Origin of the sequence: Vibrio sp. ZOR0018 (assembly GCF_963865925.1) — a bacterium.
Classification (GTDB): Bacteria; Pseudomonadota; Gammaproteobacteria; order Enterobacterales; family Vibrionaceae; genus Vibrio; species Vibrio anguillarum.
Genome location: NZ_CAWMCN010000085.1, coordinates 135,066 through 156,188 on the forward strand (window position 1 = coordinate 135,066; position 21,123 = coordinate 156,188).

The 21,123-nt window shown below is 45.3% G+C and carries 14 protein-coding genes, 2 pseudogenes and 1 riboswitch; of the genes and pseudogenes, 13 read left to right on the forward strand and 3 right to left on the reverse strand.

What is annotated here, in order from left to right:
- Both AACR75_RS04430 and AACR75_RS04435 read left to right on the forward strand, forming a co-directional pair.
- A complete protein-coding gene (locus tag AACR75_RS04430) occupies positions 1–483 on the forward strand; it encodes an Lrp/AsnC family transcriptional regulator (protein WP_010317305.1) in 483 nt (160 codons plus the stop codon).
- A gap of 21 nt (positions 484–504) precedes the next feature.
- Positions 505–1,920 (forward strand): coniferyl aldehyde dehydrogenase, encoded by a 1,416-nt coding sequence (locus AACR75_RS04435; protein WP_047687670.1) that lies wholly within the window; start codon positions 505–507, stop codon positions 1,918–1,920.
- Here AACR75_RS04435 and AACR75_RS04440 read toward each other — a convergent pair.
- Entirely contained in the window at positions 1,917–3,815 is a 1,899-nt protein-coding gene (locus tag AACR75_RS04440; protein ID WP_047687672.1) for an SgrR family transcriptional regulator, read from the reverse strand. The genes AACR75_RS04435 and AACR75_RS04440 overlap by 4 nt on opposite strands.
- Positions 3,816–3,960: 145 nt before the next feature.
- Between AACR75_RS04440 and AACR75_RS04445 the strand changes: the two genes are divergently transcribed.
- The 5 genes and pseudogenes from AACR75_RS04445 (at position 3,961) to AACR75_RS04460 (ending at position 7,020) form a co-directional block, all read left to right on the forward strand.
- Complete coding sequence (locus AACR75_RS04445) at positions 3,961–4,098, forward strand: hypothetical protein (protein ID WP_013868191.1); 138 nt, start codon at positions 3,961–3,963, stop codon at positions 4,096–4,098.
- A gap of 181 nt (positions 4,099–4,279) precedes the next feature.
- Positions 4,280–4,436: riboswitch (FMN riboswitch) on the forward strand.
- Positions 4,437–4,528: 92 nt separating this feature from the next.
- Positions 4,529–5,185 carry a 3,4-dihydroxy-2-butanone-4-phosphate synthase gene (gene ribB / locus AACR75_RS04450; protein ID WP_047687676.1) on the forward strand — a complete coding sequence of 219 codons (657 nt, stop codon included), beginning with the start codon at positions 4,529–4,531 and terminating at the stop codon, positions 5,183–5,185.
- Between the two features lie 336 nt (positions 5,186–5,521).
- Positions 5,522–5,995 (forward strand): annotated as a pseudogene (locus AACR75_RS18575) (methyl-accepting chemotaxis protein); the annotation flags it as partial.
- A gap of 42 nt (positions 5,996–6,037) precedes the next feature.
- A complete protein-coding gene (locus AACR75_RS18580; protein WP_405054803.1) occupies positions 6,038–6,418 on the forward strand; it encodes a CZB domain-containing protein in 381 nt (126 codons plus the stop codon).
- Positions 6,419–6,537: 119 nt separating this feature from the next.
- Positions 6,538–7,020, forward strand: a complete 483-nt coding sequence (locus tag AACR75_RS04460) for a YehS family protein (protein WP_038148283.1) — start codon at positions 6,538–6,540, stop codon at positions 7,018–7,020.
- A 130-nt stretch (positions 7,021–7,150) separates the two neighbouring features.
- Here AACR75_RS04460 and AACR75_RS04465 read toward each other — a convergent pair whose 3' ends face one another.
- Positions 7,151–8,812 carry a methyl-accepting chemotaxis protein gene (locus AACR75_RS04465; RefSeq protein ID WP_047687681.1) on the reverse strand — a complete coding sequence of 554 codons (1,662 nt, stop codon included), beginning with the start codon at positions 8,810–8,812 and terminating at the stop codon, positions 7,151–7,153.
- 291 nt (positions 8,813–9,103) lie between these two features.
- On the opposite strand from AACR75_RS04465, the gene AACR75_RS04470 reads away from it, so the two are divergent.
- Positions 9,104–9,460, forward strand: coding sequence for a YibL family ribosome-associated protein (locus AACR75_RS04470; RefSeq protein ID WP_026027197.1), 357 nt, complete (start codon positions 9,104–9,106; stop codon positions 9,458–9,460).
- A gap of 62 nt (positions 9,461–9,522) precedes the next feature.
- Here the strand turns inward: AACR75_RS04470 and malT are convergent, their stop codons facing one another.
- Complete coding sequence (gene malT, locus AACR75_RS04475; RefSeq protein ID WP_017046883.1) at positions 9,523–12,231, reverse strand: HTH-type transcriptional regulator MalT; 2,709 nt, start codon at positions 12,229–12,231, stop codon at positions 9,523–9,525.
- A 586-nt stretch (positions 12,232–12,817) separates the two neighbouring features.
- Here malT and AACR75_RS04480 point away from each other — a divergent pair.
- From AACR75_RS04480 to AACR75_RS04500, 5 genes and pseudogenes are all read left to right on the forward strand, one after another.
- Positions 12,818–15,271 carry a glycogen/starch/alpha-glucan phosphorylase gene (locus AACR75_RS04480; protein ID WP_047687683.1) on the forward strand — a complete coding sequence of 818 codons (2,454 nt, stop codon included), beginning with the start codon at positions 12,818–12,820 and terminating at the stop codon, positions 15,269–15,271.
- A gap of 101 nt (positions 15,272–15,372) precedes the next feature.
- A complete protein-coding gene (gene malQ, locus AACR75_RS04485; protein WP_047687685.1) occupies positions 15,373–17,550 on the forward strand; it encodes a 4-alpha-glucanotransferase in 2,178 nt (725 codons plus the stop codon).
- A 181-nt stretch (positions 17,551–17,731) separates the two neighbouring features.
- Positions 17,732–19,921: a 1,4-alpha-glucan branching protein GlgB gene (glgB, locus tag AACR75_RS04490; RefSeq protein WP_047687687.1), complete on the forward strand. Its 2,190-nt coding sequence runs from the start codon at positions 17,732–17,734 to the stop codon at positions 19,919–19,921.
- 290 nt (positions 19,922–20,211) lie between these two features.
- The gene (locus AACR75_RS04495) at positions 20,212–20,730 is read left to right on the forward strand and encodes an Hcp family type VI secretion system effector (RefSeq protein WP_013868180.1); all 519 of its coding nucleotides are present in this window, start codon (positions 20,212–20,214) and stop codon (positions 20,728–20,730) included.
- 141 nt (positions 20,731–20,871) lie between these two features.
- A pseudogene (locus tag AACR75_RS04500) lies at positions 20,872–21,123 on the forward strand (type VI secretion system tip protein VgrG); the annotation flags it as partial.

Genomic DNA, 21,123 nt, shown 5'->3' on the forward strand with positions numbered 1-21,123 from the left:
ATGAGCCTAGACCGCATCGACCAACAGATTTTACGTATTTTGCACAGTAAAGGACGGCTTCCCGTTGTTGAGCTAGCAAAGTTGGTGAATTTAACCACATCTCCTTGTTCTGATCGTGTCAAACGCTTAGAAAAGGAAGGGTATATCAAAGGCTACCATGCAGAACTTTGTCCAGAAAAGTTAGGTCTGGATGTACAAGTGTTCATTCATATTCGATTGGATCAAACCAGTTTCTCTATTTTTGAGCGCTTTTCACAAGCAGTGGCGGACATCCCAGAAATTGAAGCATGTTATTCATTGTCCGGTGATTTTGACACCATGATCAAAGTGAGAGTGAAAGATATGAAAGCCTACCAAAGTTTTATGTCTGGCAAGTTGGGTACATTGCCGGGAGTGATTCAAACGCGCAGTGAATTTGTGATTGAAGAACATAAAGCCAGCTTTGGCATTAATCCTGAGCTCATTTCCAAGACGCTGCCTTAGCTGCGAATGAGGTGAAATACGGTGCAAGAAACAGAACAGCAACAGCCCTTAACTAAAGACGTTACGACACTTTTTACTAGGTTAAAACAGCAGACAATAGCAGAGCCGTATCCTAGCCTTGAGCAAAGACGTATTTGGTTGCAGCGCTTAAAAACCGCGTTACTCAGTGAACAGGCCGCGTTCGTTGAGGCCTTAAATCAGGATTATGGTTATCGGAGTCGCTTTGATAGTACGGTTTGCGATCTGCTACCGGCCGTTTCACACATTAATTACACGCTAAAACACCTCAAATCGTGGACAAAATCGCAATCGCGTCATGCAAGTTGGCTATTACTGCCGTCGACAGTGAGCGTTCACTATCAACCCTTGGGTCTTGTGGGGGTGATTGTACCTTGGAATTTTCCTATCGTGCTCAGTATGGCTCCATTAGTCACCGCATTGGCAGCAGGTAATCGCGCTATGGTCAAATTGAGCGAATATACGCCCTGCACCAACCAAGTGTTGATGCGTATTTTTGCGACGGTCGATGAAGCGGTTGATACTGTAGAAGGTGGGGCTGACGTTGCCGCACAGTTCAGTGCGTTACCCTTTGATCATCTGTTATTTACGGGGTCAACACCGGTAGGTAAATTGGTTGCCCAAGCGGCTGCGAAAAACCTAACACCAGTAACGTTAGAGCTTGGCGGGAAATCCCCCGTGATCATTGCACCTGATGCTGACCTTGCGCGTAGCGTTGATAACATCATGCTTGGCAAAGCCATCAATGCAGGGCAGATCTGTGTTGCTCCTGATTATGTTTTACTGCCGGAAGGCAAACAACAAGCCTTTGTGGAGCTCTATCTGCAACGCTTTAAGCGCTATTTTTCCACTAAAGATGGCTATGATACGTCACATATTATTAATCAAACCCAGTTTGATAGGCTGCAACAATACTTAGACGATGCTAAACAAAAAGGGGCCACATTGCATCCCGTAAAAGGCGATGCAAAAGCGGGAACGTATCAATTTTTGCCTTGCTTAGTGACGAATTTGAAGGTTGATATGTTGTTATCCCAACATGAGATATTTGGCCCCATATTGCCGGTATTGAGCTATCACAGTTTGGATGAAGCGATAGCTTATATCAACGCTCGCCCACGTCCGTTAGCTTTATATTTAATGAGTGATGATCACGAGGTGATCAAACAGGTTAGTACACAAACGCATAGTGGTGGCCTAGCTGTGAACGATACTCTGTTACATGTGGCCGCCGATGATGCCCCCTTTGGCGGTATTGGCGATTCTGGGGTTGGGCACTATCACGGGATTGAAGGTTTTAAGACCTTTTCACACGCCAAAACCGTATTGTTTTCTAAGCGTTGGTTGCCACGTAGCCAGTGGATGCTGCGTTATCGTTTAGTGATGCTGGCAATATTACGCAGGCTATTTATTCGCTAATCAATGGACCACACATTTTTAATATCAGGCCATCCCCAGTTGGTCAGTGCAACGTCTTTGAGCACACCCTGAAAACGTAATGTTTGCTTATGGTGGAACAAAGGGACGAGGCAGTATTCGTTGATCAAACTCGATGCTAGCGGTTCCAACGCGATAAGGTAGTGTGTCAATGGTGTCGTTGACCGAATATCGATTAACGCTTTGAGCAGCCATTGGCTCTCTGCGGGGCCAATGCAATGGTGTAACATTGGGTTGCCAAATAAGTGACTAAATGCACTGAAATGCCGGTTGTCATCTAAATTAATATTGGTGATAACTATGGTTTCGTACAATTTGCCTTGCTGGGCCAGAAAATTCAATTCTCGGTAGGAGTAAATGTTGACGGCAGCAGCCAGCCCCATCTCCTCTAAAATATGTTTCACACCGAAGGCGCAATGAATCAGTACCGTGTAGTCATAGACGGCAATCGAGATTTGATTTGGCAGGCTTGCTTTGGGCGCTGGTAGTCGCACCACAGGTTGCCATACTGGCAGTAGGTTACTGGCAACGACTGCGTCAAACTTAGTTGGTTGTTGTGCTAAATAGTGCTCTAGTTTTTCTCCAGATATCTCGGTAGCTAGGTAGCGTTTCTGATTTTCATTGAGAGGTGAATGAGCACCTTGATTGAACAAAATAAACATGCAGCCATCTTCCACTCTTGATGACTGATTAGAGGTGATGATCGCCAGTTCTTCAACGTTACTCAGCTCTACATCGTGGTGGCAAGAGATGTTTTGTAGCTGATTTTTTTGCTTAATGTGCATGCCTTGAGGGTACAACTCGTCTTCATTTAAAATCCAAATTGTGACGTGATCCGTTAAAGCTCGGCAGCCATAGAATTGGTCAAATGCGCTTAAAATGAGTTTGTGAGGTGAGTGATCTTGAACTTGAAATGGGCCACAACCTGTCACCATTGGGGAGTATGCATTGTTCACTTGGCTAGCTGGTTGAATTGAATATTTAACGCCAGAGAGCAACCCTGCAAATCCTAAATCAGATTGATTAAGAGAAAATACTACTTTTTGTGGTTGTGGTGCGCTTACATCAACCAAATGCGCGAGCTCTTTTTTGTACTCTTCCAAACTAGAGAGTTTGGCAAATAAACTCACGATCGTATTAGCATCAATCGGTGAGCCATCATGAAACGCTAATCCGGGGCGAAGATAAAATACCCACTGAAAATGTTGCGCATCATACTCCCAGTGATGGGCTAATTCTGGATGAAAGCGTCCTTGTTCATCACACTGGATGAGGCAGCAATAGATTTGCCTGAGCAGAAATCGCTCACTACTACGTTGTATTTGATGGGGCACTAGCCGTTCAAATGGTCGTTTATACGTCAGTTGAATGTGTAAGCGACCTTCGCGAATAGATGCGCCGGAAGTACTTTGCAACAAACGCCCAAACACTACCTCATCATTATCTAGTATGGTTAAGGCTTTTTCATATTTCCCAGCCAAAATTTGCTCTTTCGCGAGCGTTTGTTTGATTGTGTCTAAATCGAGGTTCAGGCGCAGTATCGAGCGTTGGTTACGTCCGACTTTGGGTTGCCAATTGAGCCAACCTTGTTGCTGCATTTTAGCCACCAGATTTCGTGCATGACGCGGTGAGGTGAATAAACATTCTGCAACCTGTGTTAACGACACTTTAATCTCTTGACCCACACCAAGCACGGTCAGGCGTGTGTAATAACGTAATAAAGTAAGATCAGACACTCGCAAATCCTCTGGATGAAAGGGAAGAGATAGGCAGTTCAGTTCTTCGCACGGCCTTGCGCTTTGCCCTCCTTGATGGTCAAGTTGTTTGGGTATAGTAGCGAATTTATGAAGAACTAAATAAGAAATATTAATGATCATTTGTTCCTCATTGATTGATTTTTAGTTTTTAAATATCGTTTTAAGGCTAATTTCGATGATATGAGGAATTAAAAAATAAAAAATTCTCAGTTTTTGTATTCCTTGTTTTGATTCACAATCAACGCATCGATAGCTGAGGAGGTGAATGATGAACGACCCCATAACGACTGACACCAAACAGCCAACACCGCTGGCGATCTATTACCGCCAGCGTTTAGAAAAATCACGTAACCCTATAGAGGTAATGGCGATTTTAGCTCTGATTCATTTATGTCACTGGTGACCATGAATAAAGGCATCTTGCATACCCTAAACTCTTGAGTTAGCTATGCTCCTGTTACCCCCAACTGCATAATTGCAGGATGCCTTTCCTTTTCGATGCACATCACTTTTTCGTCGTCCTACTTTTCATCTTTATCGTAAACGACTACCATGACATCGCTTTTTTAAAGCCAATTTATATTTTAAATTCTCAGGGCGGGGTGAAATTCCCCACCGGCGGTGTATTTGTTTTTTCAGTTGAGAAGGCAGATGAGCCCGCGAGCGCTCGATGTATCGAGGTCAGCAGATCTGGTGAAAAACCAGAGCCGACGGTTATAGTCCGGATGAGAGAGAATGAAGAGACGCCAGTTAGTTCGCTAGCTGGTGCAATTTGTTTTGGATTTGATCCCTCATAGCAGCCCTGATTCTGGTGATTTTTTAGGAGTACAACCATGAATCAGCTATCTCTACTTGCCAAATTTGGCGACCCTATTACTCGTGTTGAAAACGCACTGTCTGCGCTTAAAGAAGGGCGAGGCGTGTTGTTGCTTGATGATGAAGATCGTGAAAATGAAGGCGATATCATTTATGCGGTTGAGTCACTGACCACACAACAAATGGCACTGATGATCCGTGAATGCAGTGGCATCGTCTGCCTATGTTTGACCGATGAACAGGCTAATCAACTGCAACTGCCCCCGATGGTCATGCATAACAATAGCGCAAACCAAACCGCTTTTACTGTCTCGATTGAAGCAAAAACAGGTGTAACCACGGGCGTTTCAGCGCAAGACCGAGTGACCACAATAAAAACCGCGGCCCGCTTTGATGCTAAAGCCGATGATCTTGCACGCCCCGGCCATGTTTTCCCACTTCGCGCTCGGGCGGGGGGCGTTTTGGCTCGTCGTGGGCATACAGAAGGGACGGTTGATCTTATGAAAATGGCGGGTTTAATGCCTGCGGGCGTATTGTGTGAACTCACCAATCCTGACGGTTCCATGGCCAAAACACCCGAAATCGTTGCGTTCGGGCAAAAGCACAATATGCCTGTATTGACGATTGAAGATATGGTGCTGTATCGAACAAGACTTGAACTCAAACAGGCTTAATGAATGTCGAAGGGAGGCTAGGTGCGTCCCTTCACATTACTCCGATTTAATCTTCTCATTTTGAAATGAGAAGTGCATAAAATTATTAACGTTCGATTAAACTTATGTAGATTGACGATGTTATTTTTGCCGAGGTTGAGCATGCTATTTAATAAGAAAATGCAAAAAGAAAATGATGATTTGAAGGCTCAGATAGCTGAATTACAAGCACAGCAAAGACTTGAGCAACAAAAGTGGCAAGATGAAATTCAGCAGCTAAAAGAACAGCTGGCCTTATTGCGTTCATCAACTCAATTAGAGTCTGATTTGATGGCCAGCCATTTGAGTGGTAGCCACATGCTAGAAGCCATTCGTTCTGGTCTGGCTCACAATGCTGAGAATTTATTGCGTGAGAACGAATCACTGAAGCAACTGAATAGTATTTTTGGTCAGACAAGCACAGCAATTAATCACTTATCTTCTCGAGCAGAAAAAATTGCAGAATACGCTCACGCTAGTATGGAATCGGTGACTGTTCTAGATAAAACAACCATTTCGATTGGCCAGTTAGTCGGCACGATCCAAGAGATTTCGCAACAGACCAATTTATTGGCACTGAATGCAGCTATTGAAGCGGCACGCGCAGGTGAAGCGGGTCGAGGTTTCGCGGTCGTGGCCGATGAAGTACGGGCATTAGCTTCCAAAGCCAATGATGCCAGCACTAAGATTGAATCTTTAGTTGGGCAAGTTCAGAACCAAACAGAAAGTATTAAAGGTTCAGTGAATCAGAGTCAAGAATGTGCAATCGAAGTAGAAAATGCTTCAAATGAATTAAAACAAACGGTAACAATCGTTTTAGACAAATCAAAACAAATGCAAGAAGTTATTCGTATTGCGACGGCGTGTTCTTTTCTTGATACGGTGAAATTGGATCACGCAGTTTGGAAAAATGAAGTGTACGATCACATCCTCAATCGTCGGTTTGAACATGGGATGAATACTCATCAAGAGTGCCGTCTAGGTAAATGGTATTTTGAGGGTGATGGTGCGCGTGAATACAGCCAGCTTCCCAGCTTTGCTGGTTTGAATGCTCCTCATAAATTGGTGCATGATTCAGGAAAGAGTGCACTGAAGTCTGGTCAGAATGGTGATTGGACACAACTGATTAAGCAAGTTGATACTATGGAATTGGCCAGTAAATCGGTGGTTGATTCAATAGACCGATTACTAAAAGAGGTAGTAAACACACATTAAACTCAGACGGTATTACGTAAAATAGATAGGTGTCCGATCGCTCTTCTGCTACAGTGGCGTGCTATTTCTTCACAGTCTGTCATCTTGATGGCACTGGAAATCTAACCCTAGGATCTATTTTGACCAATAACGATATTTTACGCCGTATTCGCTACACTTTTGACTTTAAAGACTCAGCTATGGTTGAGATTTTTGCTGCGGCGGACGGCTGCGTTACTCAAGAGCAAGTGACTACTTGGCTAAACAAAGAGACGGAATCTGTGTTGAGTGATGTGGATCTAGCGATATTTCTCAATGGCTTAATCAATACAAAGCGTGGTAAACGCGATGGTGAACAACCTCAGCCTGAAACACGCTTAACCAATAATATGATTTTCATGAAATTGCGTATTGCGCTGGATATGAAAGCAGAAGATATTTTAGACACATTAGCTTTCATCGATTTTCGTTTAAGTAAGCACGAGCTCAATGCATTTTTCCGCAAGCCTGACAATAAACACTACCGTGAATGTAAAGATCAGATCCTGCGTAACTTTTTAATGGGTGTTCAGCGTCAACTGCGTCCAGAAGATAAACGCGAATATCAAGAAAAAATCGATTAAACCAAAGAAATCTCCTGTAAGTCATTAGGGATCTCTTCATTGAAAAAAGCCATGTCGACATGGCTTTTTTACTTTAATGATCAACGATTTTCATTCTGACGCTTACGAATATCAGTTTTACCTCTTCTTGCTAAACTTTAAAGCGGTCCACCAACTCATAGAGTTCGTTGGCTCGGCTATTCAACTGCTGGCTACCCGCTTGGTTCTGATTAGCCAGTTCAGCCGATTGACTACTTTGATCAGATATCACCACAATACGCTCTGATATCTCTTGCCCAACAATACTTTGCTCTTCTGTTGCAGTTGCGATCAGTGCGTTCATATCCATAATCGTGGCAATAGAGTCTTGAATTTTTTGTAATGCTGTCGATGCGGCATTGGCTTTTTCTACGGTGCTTAAGCTACGACTTTGGCTTGAATCCATCGCTTTAACTGCGGCATCAGAGGCATTTTTCAGTTGCCCGATCATGGCATGAATTTGCCCTGTACTGTCTTGGGTACGGCTGGCTAATTTTCGGACTTCATCTGCTACTACGGCAAATCCTCGTCCTTGCTCGCCCGCGCGAGCCGCTTCAATCGCTGCGTTTAACGCCAGTAGATTGGTTTGTTCCGCAATATCTTGGATAACCGCAAGTAGAGACGAAATGTTTTTCACATCGCCTTCCAGTTTTGAAATCACAAGGCTCGCTTCAGCGACCTCTTTGGCGAGATCCTGTACCGATTGTGCGGCCGAATCAACAATCTCATGGGCATCTTTGGCGTTGTCGTCAGCATCTTTTGCTGATTGAGCGGCATGATGGGCGTTGTTCGAGATCTCTGTTGCAGTCGTGGTCATTTCTGTCATCGCTGTCGCTACTTGATCGGTCTCTTCACGTTGCCCTGATGCAATGGCGTCAACTTGTTGTGCTCGTTGTGTCATGTCATTGGTTTCATCCACAACCTGTTGCCCAACTTGGTGTACGCGCGCAATGATACTTTGCAAGCTGGAGACAAAGGCATTGAAGTTATCACTTAGTCTTGCAAATTCAGGGGCGTTGAATTTTTCCATTCTTGCAGTTAAATCAGCGTCACCGCTTGCAAATGAACGAATCGATAAATCAAATAGCTCGAGAGGACGCATGATACTGCGATTTAAAATGATGGCGAAAAAACCGACGATGAGGATAATGATCAAGCTCATCAAACCGATATTGACTAAACTGCTTTGCATATTTTCCGCAGCGAGTGTTTCCATGTTGGCGATTACGGCATCAATGTCATCGGTGTAAAAGCCAGTGCCTATTATTAGATCCCATTGTGGCAAATAGGTAGAATAGGCCAATTTAGGTAGTGGTGTCGTCTCTCCCGGCTTGGGGAAATAGTAGGTAGTGAACTTATCTACTTTGGCATTTTTGATTAAATCTTGGATTAAATAGTTGCCATGCGTATCTTGCATGTTCCAAAAGTTATCGCCTAAACCAGCATTACTTTGGCCCAGTAGTAGTCGATCCCCTTTGCTATTGTAGCCAAAGATATAGCCACTATTTTCAAACGCGATGTCACGCAGTATGGTGATGGCTTCGCTGAGGGGAGCGTTCTTTTGTTTGAGTGATTTGAGCGCTGTATCGGCAATTTGCAGATATGAACGCAGCTCATTTTGTTTCATCTCCATCATGCTAGCGCGGGTAGCAGCCATTTGTTCGTGATTCAGTTTTTGTGTTTCTGAAAAACTGAGATACATCATACTTAACGAAATAATCAGTAGCGGAACAATGGATAGCACGTAGAGTCTTTGGCGAATAGTCAGGCTCATGGTTATTTCCTGTTGTTATGTTATTGGCCTTGGTACTTTAACTGACGGTTGACATGCTCGTTGTTGTTATAAATATAGCTTAGCTAAGTTTGCGGCACCGCGTCTTACAAAGAGCATATTTTCATATGAAAAATGGGTGTTATGTCAAATTGGAATGCTAAGTAGAGTTGTTGTGCCCTCTATGACTTGCCAGTGGCTTTCATTTCACCGGTTTAAGCTTAATTTCTATATAGAGTATAGATAGGCTGTGATATACTCCGCGCCCACTTTACTTTCGAAGAGCCAGTGACCATGAGCCTGAAAAATGAAATTCAACAACTCAATAACCGTTTAGATACGTGTCGCCATAAGCTCGATGCGGCTAAAGGTCGTGGCGATCAAGTAATGATCAGCAAATTTACCGATGAAGTAGAACAACTGACGAAAAAGCTCGCTCAAGCAAAACACAAGCAAAATTATACGGTGAGCAAAGAGCGTAAGAGTTTGCTCGATATGCCATTTTCTCGTGAGTTGACCAAAGCCGAACAGGCGGATTTAGGTCAATTGAAAAAGTCAGTTAAAGGTTTAATCGTGGTACACCCGATGACAACAATGGGCAAAGAACTGCGTTTAGAAGTGATGACTGGTTTCGCTCCAAAAACCTTCTAACCATCATTTTTTACGACAGAAAAGAGCCAGATAATCTGGCTCTTTTTGATCGTACCTGCGACTCAATAGCCCATAAGTTGCAATAAATTCTCGGCGGTGTGGATTGCCTCTTTGCGGTTAGCAATATTCAGTTTTTGGTATAGGTTGCGGATGTGGGTTTTGATGGTGGTTCCTGCGACATCCAGCTCTTGTGCAATTTGCTCATTGCTAAACCCAGAGTAAATAAGCCCCAAGACTTGCCATTCACGTTGAGTGAGTGGGCTGGTACGAACCAGCTCAGGAATATTTGGGTGATTAACCAGCTTCTCAACAAACTCTTCGTCGAAATGGACTGATCGGCTGCGCTGAGTGGTAGAGATCTCTTTCATTAACTGTTGTGCGCGGTGGCGTTCCAGATCTCCCAATTCGGATCGGCTAGAGAGTTTTTCCAACAAGTGGCCGATCTGCGAACCATCGATTAAAAAGTTACCCACCATACCCGTCTGATTGGTTAGCTGTAGCGCCTCTTTGAGTTTTTCTTTCGCCACTTCTTCGTTGTGCACTGTGGTGGCTAGAACGGCTTCGAGGATCAAATTACGGTTTAGGTCAGTAATCAACTGATAAGTTTGCGCTTCGTGCTGCATAAACGTCAAAGTTTGAGTCGCATCTTCCAAATGACCTAAGTGAATCTGAACTCGAGCAATATTGCGCCATTGAAGCTGTGAAAAGTGATTGCATGCTTTTTCTGGTCGAATGGTGGTCTTGAGCCACTGCAACATTGCTTCATCATTGCCACGAGCTTGCCAAAATAGAATCAGTGAGAGCGAAGCATTCGCCGTCCAGTCTACGTGATAAGTCGATTGTTTCAGTAAGTGCTGTATTTGTTCGATGAATTTACCCGCTTTATCGAGTTCACCACGGCCAATAGCAATACGTGCCAGCATCGAATAACTGTGCAGATGCTTGCTGGGAGAGTGGTTGCCCAATACGCGTAGTCCTTTATAAGCGCACTCTTCCGCTTCATCCAAGCGGTTCCAGCACCACAGGATTTGGGCACGTATCCGTAGTAAGAACTCATGCAATGGCACTTGCTGTAATTGCTGCTCTTCAATTAATTTGAAGGCAATATCTTGTACTTCAAAAGCGGCTTGCACATAACCTTGGGCAATCAAGATCTCGCTTTGCTGTAGTAATGCCCATAGCGCTTGGTGGTAAACCTGATACTGGCGTGCCAGCTTTTCGGTTTGTTGCATCATCGAGAGTGCACGGCTTAATTGACCGAGCACGTGGTTCACTTCGCCGACGACTGAAGTGGCGACAATACGACTGCGGTAAACGGTGTGATCCAGTTGGCTCAGTGCTAACTCCGCAAGTTCTAAGGCTTTTTCTGGCTCATTTTGGTTGATCGCGACTTGAGCACGTAGGGCATTGAATTCGCCTTGTTCTTTGGTGCTTAGCTGAACATTGAGCGCTTTCATCTCGTTGGTCGATTTGGTTAGCAGATCCCCAACGTCAAAGTAGCGGTGCTGACTTTGAGCCAGCCAAGCTTGTAGCATACACAGTTTAGGCTCGCGATAGAGTTGGGCCGGAGAGAGTTGGTTAATGGCCTCTTCGAGAGCCAAAAGCTCGCCTTGGTTGAACATCTTCCAGCCAAATTGCGTCAAGATAGTAGCGAGTAAGTCAGTATCGTTGGCGAGCGTGGCGTGACGCAACGCTTGATGAGGTGTAGCTTCTTGCAACCAAGCGTGCGCGGCGGCACGGTGCAGATCGTGCTCCTGCTGCGGGATGCGCGCCAAGCGTTCATGAGAGAGGAATTCCGCAAATAAGTTGTGGAACCGGTACCAGTTGTGCTCACCTTCCAGTGGATAAATGAATAAACCATAGCGGTTGAGCGACTCAATCATGCTCAGCGCGTCGTCACGTTTGGTGAGTGCAGAGACTAACACGTCATTAAAGTGATCGAGCACCGAGCATTGCATCAAAAATTGGCGCGTTTCTTTATCGAGTAGATCAAACACTTCCTCAACTAAGTAATCCCATAAATGCGCATGATTAAACTGCGATACCGACTCCGCTGTTTGAGCCAACGTGCGCTTTTGGTGCTGTGCTTGTAAGGCAATCAATTGCAGTGCAGAGGGCCAGCCTTCGACATAGGTGCACAAGTTGTTGGCAGTATCATCATCCACGCCATCAGAGACCCGTTGATTAAAGAAGCGTGTTGTTTCTTCTGTATCAAAGGCGAGTAGCTCATTACCAATTTCGATCATCAAATCGCGTACGCGCAAGTTGGCCGTGCCTAATGGTGGTGTGGCACGGCTAGTGACGACCAGCGTTAGGTTGTCTGGCATGTGTTTGAGGAAAAAGCGCATCGCTTCGTGGATATCGTCATCGGCGATCAAATGGTAATCATCGAGAACCACATAGCACTCTTTGTTAAAGCCAGACATTTCCGAAAACACTTCACTAAATAGCGAGTGTAAAGAAGAGAACTGGCGTCGCTCGGCCAGTTTTTGGGCATTTGGACAACTTTGCTGAGTCGCTTTATTAATCGCTTGCAGTAAGTAGTTGATAAATCGGAACGCATCATTGTCGCTTTCATCAATGCTATACCAACCCACATTGGTCTTGTCTGATAACCATTGGGCCGCCATGGTGGTTTTTCCATAACCAGCAGGCGAGCGGAATAGCACGAGTTTGTAGCAAGGTGCTTGGGCAAGCAGCTCTAACACACGCGGGCGAACGATGGCGTTGTGTAGGCGGCCGGGACGAGTAAGCTTAGAAGGTATCCACATCTTCCAGATTCCATTTATTGTTCTTGTTACTGACTTAAAAGCTGATCCCAGCTTTGGAGGTGCTTAGTAAGAAGAGCATCATTATTTAGGAGTACACAAGTGAACTATCACTCATTTTGTGTGGATGTTACTTGATGTCGTGACGCACGTTTATTGATCCATCCCGAGATTCTTGCAGGATTCACATTTACTCATCATCTACGCCCTGTAATTGTGACTTTAATCACTAAAACTTCTTTGTTATGCGCTATATAAAAACTGAGCATGTACAAAATCTCATGTAATTTGTAAATGAAGCTCATTTTTTTGAGAGCCAATTCTCATATTGAGAGATTGATATTCCCGATCGAAACCTTAGCGTCATGAGCGGTATTTAGGCTAGTGAGCAAGGTGATGTGATCACAATCACTGCTTATGAACCGCTATGTGCAACGAATGAGAGATAGATCACTGCGACTCTGGTGCTCGCCCTCTACGCCCTGAGCCCTCCTCCTAAACGAGGTCATTTTTAGGAGGATGCCGACCTTGCGTAGCTGATGCACGATATGCCGAAGATGAATTAAAACGACTAAGTGAGATTTCGCTAATGAAACCTACGCAACAGAAGAAGTTTGATAAAGCTTCGTTCCAAGACAACGTAAAGAAACACCTGACTGCCACCTACGCTACCACCATTGAAAATGCAGATAGCCGTTCATGGTATCTCGCAATGGGGCGCGCACTGGCTGAATTAACGATGTTTGATCTACTCGAAACTGAGCAAGACGAGCGCATTGTTAACGCTAAGGGTCTGAACTACTTATCACTTGAGTTCTTGATTGGCCGTTTAACGGGCAACAACCTCATCAGCATGGGCCTGTATGAGCAAATCACGGAAGCGATGGCTGATTTAGGTCATAACCTAACGGATTTATTAGAAGAAGAACGTGACCCATCCTTAGGTAATGGTGGTTTAGGGCGACTTGCGGCATGTTTCATGGATTCGTGCGCTGCGCAAGAGTACCCAACCGTAGGTTATGGTTTACATTATGAATACGGTTTGTTTAAGCAATCTTTTAGTGAGGGCCACCAACAAGAAGCTCCTGATGAGTGGCGTTGTGTTGAAGGCTACCCGTGGGAAGTGGCACGACCACACCTAGCACAAGAGATTGGTTTTTACGGCCATGTTGACGTTATCAATGACAATGGTGTGGAAAAACGCCGTTGGATTCCGAGTATGTTTGTCCAAGCAATGCCTTGGGATTTACCGATCGTCGGCTATGAAAGCGACACGGTTTACCCACTTCGTTTATGGGAATGTCGCGCAATTGCGCCTTTCTCACTGGCTGATTTCAACAACGGTAACTACTTTGAAGCACAGCATGCCTTGATTGATGCAGGCAACATTACCAAAGTACTTTATCCAAACGATAACCACGAAAAAGGCAAGACACTGCGTTTGATGCAGCAATATTTCCATAGCGCGGCGTCAATGCGTGACATTTTGCGTCGTCATGCGGCGGCGGGTCATGACATTGCTGATCTTCCTAAATATCAAACCGTTCAGCTAAACGATACTCACCCAACGATTTCCATTCCTGAATTGATGCGTATCTTGATTGATGAGAAAGGCATGGGCTGGGATGAAGCATGGGCGATCAGCTCAAAAACGTTCGCCTATACCAACCATACGCTACTGCCTGAAGCACTCGAAACGTGGAGCGAGTCGTTGATCCAGCGTTTGCTTCCTCGCCATATGGAAATCATTTACGAAATCAACCACCGCTTCCTGCAAGAAGTACGAGCCAAGTGGCCGGGTGATGTGTCGAAACAGCAAAAACTCTCCATCATTCAAGATGGTTTCCACCGTGTAGTGCGTATGGCAAACCTTTGTGTGGTTGGCTCTTACGCTGTGAACGGTGTGGCGGCGCTGCACTCGGAGTTGGTAAAACGCGATCTTTTCCCAGAATTCCACGAGCTTTACCCAACACGTTTGCACAACGTAACAAACGGCATTACGCCGCGTCGCTGGTTGAAATTTTGTAACCCAGGTTTGTCGGCGCTTATTTCGGAAAAAATTGGCACTGAGTGGCCAGCGCACCTTGACCAGCTAGAAGCGATTGCGCAATACGCTGACGATGCGAAATTCCAAAAAGAGTTTATGGCGGTTAAGAAACACAACAAGCAGCGTCTGGCTGATTGGGTATCAGAGAACATGGGTATTGAGCTTGATACCAATGCCATCTTTGATGTGCAGATCAAACGCTTGCATGAATACAAACGTCAGCATTTGAATATGTTACATATTCTCTCTTTGTATCATCGTTTAGTGAATGACCCAACGTTCGATATGACGCCGCGCGTGGTGTTTTTCGCGGCTAAAGCGGCACCGGGTTACCACCTAGCTAAAGAGATCATCTACGCCATCAATAAAATTGCGGAAAAAGTAAATAACGATCCTCGCATTGGTAACAAGCTAAAAGTAGTTTTCATTCCTGATTACCGCGTGAGCATAGCTGAAATCATCATTCCTGCTGCCGATGTATCCGAGCAAATTTCTACCGCAGGTAAAGAAGCATCCGGTACCGGTAACATGAAAATGGCGCTAAATGGTGCTTTAACCATAGGTACGATGGATGGTGCAAACGTGGAAATTCGTGAGGAAGTGGGTGATGACAACATCTACATCTTCGGTTTGGAAGTGGACGGAGTCGAAGCATTAAAAGCCAGTGGTTATAACCCATATGATTACTACAATGCGGATCCGCTGCTTAAGGCTTCACTGGATTTGTTGGTGGGTGAAGAGTTTACCCCAGGCGCTCCGGGTAAATTGAAAGCCACGTTCGATAGCTTGCTTGATGGTGGTGATCCATACCTAGTGCTGGCTGACTTCGCTTCGTATGTACAAGCGCATCAGGCGATGGACAAGCAGTACCGTGACCAGGCTGGCTGGGCGAAGAAAGCGATTCTTAACACCGCGTTGGTGGGTAAGTTCAGCTCTGACCGCAGTATCCGTGACTACGTTAACAACATCTGGAAATTAGAAACCGTTAAACGTTAATTTTCAAGTAAGCCAAGGCCTTAGAGCCTTGGCTCTATGATGACTCATTATAATAAAACCCTACCCATTTGAAGGGGAAAGAAGTCCCTTCGGAGAAAGCGATGAAACAACTAAACGCATTAAAACAAGTAGCGGCGATGGCGAACATTGCCGACAGCTACATAAGCGCGTGGGGCGACGAAGCGAAAGTGGAAGATGAAACCATTATCCGCTTATTGGCGTCTTTGGGCTATGACACAACCAATGATGAAACGCTGCTGAAATCAGCAGAAAAGAAACACAAGAAAGATGTATTAGATCCTGTTCTCGTTATTCGTGAAGGTGAAGCGGTGGAAGTGCCACTTTATCTAGGTGCCAGCGCACGTGAAAGCGAATTTAACTGGCGCTTAGAAACCGAGCAAGGAGAGGTACTTGAAGGCTATCTTCAATCGCAAGTCGTTCGTGATGAACGCGCTGAGGGTGGCCCTTTAGTGTTTGCATTGCCAAGCGATTTGGCATGGGGATATCACAAACTGTTGGTGACACGGAAACGCCGTAAAACACCGTATGAGCTCACGCTGATAGTGACGCCAAAAGCCTGTTACAAACAAGCACCTATTACTGAAGGTAAAAAATTGTGGGGCCCGAGTGTGCAGCTTTACACGCTGCGTACTCAGCACAACTGGGGTATTGGTGATTTTGGAGACTTAAAACAGTTAGTGGCGGATATTGCCTCTCGTGGCGGCGATTTTGTCGGCCTTAACCCGATTCATTCTCTCTTTCCTGCAAACCCTGAAGGGGCGAGTCCTTACAGCCCATCGTCACGCCGTTGGCTTAATATTTTATACATTGACGTGAGTTCAGTGCCTGAATTTGCTTTGAGTGCGGATGCGCAGCAAAAAGTAGGCAGTGCGGAGTTTCAGCAACGTCTTCAGAAAGTACGTGAAGCGCATTGGGTAAACTATACCGAAGTTGCAACATTAAAAATGAGTGTCTTGCCACTCCTGTTCACCGAATTTAAAAAACGCCATTTAGATAAAAATAGCGATCGCGCACAAGCCTTTTTGAATTTCGTTGAAGAAGGTGGTGAGAGCTTAGTGCACCAAGCGGCATTCGATGCGCTGCATGTCGATTTACATGCCCAAGATCCGAATGTATGGGGCTGGCCAGTTTTCCCTGAAAAATATCGTCGGTTTGAAAACAGCGCAGTACAGAAATTTATCGAAGACAATCAAGATAAAGTTCACCTATACATGTACTTGCAGTGGATTGCTGATGGCCAAATTAATGAAGCCCAAGCACTCGCGGAAGAAAAAGGCATGGCGGTCGGCTTATACCGCGACCTTGCGGTGGGTGTGGCTGATTCTGGCTCTGAAACTTGGGCTGATGCCGGTAACTTGATTTTAGACGCCAGCATTGGCGCACCGCCCGATATTCTTGGACCACTGGGTCAAAATTGGGGCTTACCACCGCTTAATCCACAAGTATTACAAGCAACCGCTTACGATGCTTATATCAAGCTACTGCGCGCCAATATGAAACATTGTGGTGCGCTACGCATTGACCATGTACTTGGTTTACTGCGCTTGTGGTGGGTACCAAAAGGTGAAAATGCCACTAAGGGTGCTTACATCTACTACCCAGTACAAGATATGCTCGCGATTTTAGCGTTGGAATCTCACCGCCATCAATGTAGCGTGATTGGCGAAGATTTGGGTACAGTACCTGATGAAATCGTCGATATTTTAGCCGACGCGGGTGTTCATTCTTATAAAGTGTTCTTCTTTGAAACCGCAGACGATGGCGGCTTTATCTCACCGAAACATTACGCCGCTCAGTCGATGTCGGCACTGTGCACACATGATATGCCAACGTTGCGTGGTTTCTGGCATTGCGATGATCTCAAAATGGGGAGCGAAATTGGTTTGTACCCCGATCAAGCCCAGCTCGAAGCCTTGTTTGAGGACCGTTTGAAATGTAAACAAGGCATTTTGGATTCGGTGGCATGGCATGGTTATTTGCCTGAGGGTGTGGGGCGCGACGCAAGCCTTGTTCCAATGGATTCATATTTAAGTGAGGCGCTGCAACTGCACGTTGCATCTGGTGCATCGACCTTGTTAAGTATTCAGTTAGAAGATTGGTTGGAAATGGATAAACCCGTTAATATTCCGGGCACCGTTAATGAGTACCCTAACTGGCGTCGTAAACTTTCAATGAATTTGGATGAAGTATTTGCGCGTGATAATGTCAATCGCATCGCTGCACGTTTAACGGAAGTGCGAGCGAGTGTAAGTAAATAATCACTTACTGAATAAACCTTGATGTGACTTAGTGTTATCTTTCTTAATCATGGCATGAAGAATTTTAGTCTAGGTCACTCAATGTAACAGCAGAGTTCGGTACACTGAACCTCGCTAGTATGCCCGCCATTTTAGCGGGCATTTTTATACGTTTAAAGAAAGTTAGGTTAGGAGTAGGGATATGAAAACAAAAAAGCTTTCAAAGCTAAAGCAGGCATATAGCCAACTTTCCCATGCATCATTTACAGATCCATTCTCATTTTTAGGCCCTTACCTTGCACCCGATCAAGGTGCGCTACGCGTTTGGATGCCGGGTGCCGAAAAAGTTGAGCTGGTGGTGGAAAATCACCCCCGCATTCTGCTTGAGCGTGAAGATGAGTCGGGTTTCATCCTAAAATCAAATATTGATTTACGTTTTACCCACTACCAATTGGCGGTCGATTGGGCAGGTGTCGAACAGCTCATTGATGACCCATATCAGTACCATGGTTTATACGCTGAATATGATGATTTGCATACGCCGAAATCGATGTATCACCACATGGGTTCGCAGTTTGTGACCATGGAGCGTGGTGGTAAACAAATCTCAGGTATCCGTTTTTTAGTCTACGCACCGCATGCAAAAGCGTGCAGTTTGATTGGCGCATTTAATCAATGGGATGGACGTCGTAATCCAATGCAGCGCCTTGATTACGGTATTTGGGGAATTTTCATGCCCAACTTACCCGAAGGTACGCAATACAAATTTGAATTGAAAGGGCCTCATGGTGAAGGGTTACCGCACAAAGCCGATCCTTGGGGTTACTACGCCGAGCAGTACCCTTCATTTGCCTCGGTAACATACGATCATCGTCGCTATGAATGGCAAGACAGTACGTGGCAAGCTCGCCCCATCACCGAAAAGCGCAAGCAAGCGCTCTCTTTCTATGAGTTGCACGTGGGCTCTTGGCGTCGTAATTCGGCGGGTGAATTTTTAAATTATCGTGAGTTGGTCGATCAACTGGTGCCTTATTTGGTCGATTTAGGCTATACCCATGTAGAGCTTATGCCCGTTTCTGAGCATCCATTCTATGGTTCTTGGGGCTATCAACCTGTTGGCTTATTTGCGCCAACGAGCCGTTTCGGTACGCCTGATGATTTTAAATATTTCGTTGATCAATGTCACCAAGCCGGTCTTGGCGTGGTGCTCGATTGGGTTCCCGCACATTTTCCTGCCGATAGTCATGGCTTAGCCAATTTTGATGGCACCCCTTTGTTCCATGACCCTGATCCGCGCCGTGGTTGGCATCAAGATTGGAGTTCGTATATTTACGACCTTGGCCGCGAACATGTGCGCCGTTTCTTAGTCTCGAATGCGTTATATTGGTTTGAACAGTTCCATATCGATGGCATTCGAGTAGACGCCGTTGCTTCTATGCTCTATCTCGACTACTCACGCAGCCATGATCAATGGATCCCAAATGTGGATGGCGGTAGAGAAAATTACGATGCGATTGCCACCTTAAAGTGGATGAACGAAGAAGTGTACAAACACTTCCCGAATACTATGACCATTGCTGAAGAATCAACAGCTTTTCCCGGCGTTTCAGCGCCAACCTTTATGGGCGGCTTAGGCTTTGGTTTCAAATGGAATATGGGCTGGATGCATGACAGTTTGGCTTATATAAAAGAAGATCCCGTCCATCGTAAATACCATCACAACGTCATCACCTTCCCGTTAGTCTATGCACACAGTGAAAACTATGTGTTGTCGCTATCACACGATGAAGTGGTGTATGGAAAAGGTTCGATCCACAACAAAATGCCCGGCGATGAGTGGCAACAAACGGCAAACTTGCGTGCTTATATGGGTTACATGTATGGCCAGCCGGGTAAAAAACTCAACTTCATGGGCACTGAATTTGGTCAAACGGCAGAATGGAATCATGATGACCAACTTCAGTGGTTCTTATTGCAGTTTGAACGCCATCAAGGAGTGCAGAATTTAACGCGAGATCTCAATAAGATGTATCAAGCCGAGCCTGCACTTTTTGAGTTAGACAGTGAGCCTCGTGGCTTTGAGTGGCGCTTACAAGATGCGGCCGATGCGAGCATTCTTGCGCATGAGCGCATGAGTGACTGTGGTGAACGTATTTTAATTATCACCAATTTTACCCCTGTTCCTCACCAAGCTTTTCGTTTAGGTATGCCTGTCAAAGGTGAGTATCAATTACTGCTTAATACAGATGATAGACACTATGGCGGTAGCGGTTTTGAAGTCAAAAACCGTGTACTGACTGAAAACGTTGAGAGTGAGGGTTTAGACCAATCTATTTTGGTCTGTGTACCGCCACTGGCAACTCTCTACTATAAGCTAGAGACAAGGGTATAGTTGTCAACCCCATTGCAATTTAATGAGTTGAATGGTTCCTTGTGAAGTCTCAACATCAAAATCCCGATTTACAGTGTGAATCGGGATTTTTACATCTGGCTGTCTCAGAATGAGGGTAAGTTTTTACCCATCGAAGCAATATCTTGCTCATGCTGGGCAGGTTTTTGCTCAATCAAAAATACATACAATATAAGTGTTTGATTTTAAATGGTAATAGAGTTGGCACTGACTTTGCTCTATGACGAGTGAACTTGTTTCATACCATTCATCATTAAAGTAAGGAATTTGCAATGCCAACTCCATGTTATATCTCTATCGAAGGCGAAACTCAGGGCCTGATCACTGCTGGTGCTCTGTCTACTGATTCAATCGGTGATGCGTTCGTTGAAGGTCATGAAGACCAAATGTTGGTTCAACAATTTGACCACGTTGTAACTGTACCGACTGATCCACAATCAGGTCAGCCTTCTGGTCAACGTGTTCACAAACCATTTAAATTCACCGTAGCGCTAAACAAAGCGGTTCCTCTTCTTTATAACGCACTGGCGTCTGGCGAGAAGATGAAATCGGTTGAACTAAAATGGTACCGCACTTCTATCGAAGGTAAGCAAGAGAACTTCTTCACTACTACACTCGAAAGCGCGTCTATCGTGGACATTCACTGTGAAATGCCACATTGCCAAGATCCAGCGAACGGCGACTTCACACAAAACGTTACGGTTTCTATGTCTTACCGTAAAATCCTGTGGGATCACGTGAATGCGGGTACTTCAGGCTCTGACGACTGGCGCAAGCCTGTTGAAGCGTAATCACGCTTAGTTTTTGGGTCGCTCACTCGTGTTTCATGTCCTTGGGGTGAGTGGCCCACACCAAAACCTTAAGCTCAGTACGTAGCCTAGTTATGTATTGAGCTTAAGGTTTTTCGACATTCAAATGTGGAAGGTAAAAAGATGGCAAGGTTAAGTTTTAGGCTCACCGTGGAGGGTTTGGCAGACGACACGTTGGTGGTGCGTGAATACCAAGGCGTGGAATCGCTGTCTGATAGCGCGCAAGCGGGCCTGCGTTGCTACGGTTTTCGCTATGAGATAAAACTGGCCAGTCGCCAATCTGGCTTAACGGCGCTGGAGCTGGTGGACAAAACCGCTCAGCTTGAGATGCTGCGTGATGACCTTGTCGTGCAGCGCGTGCACGGCATTGTGCGC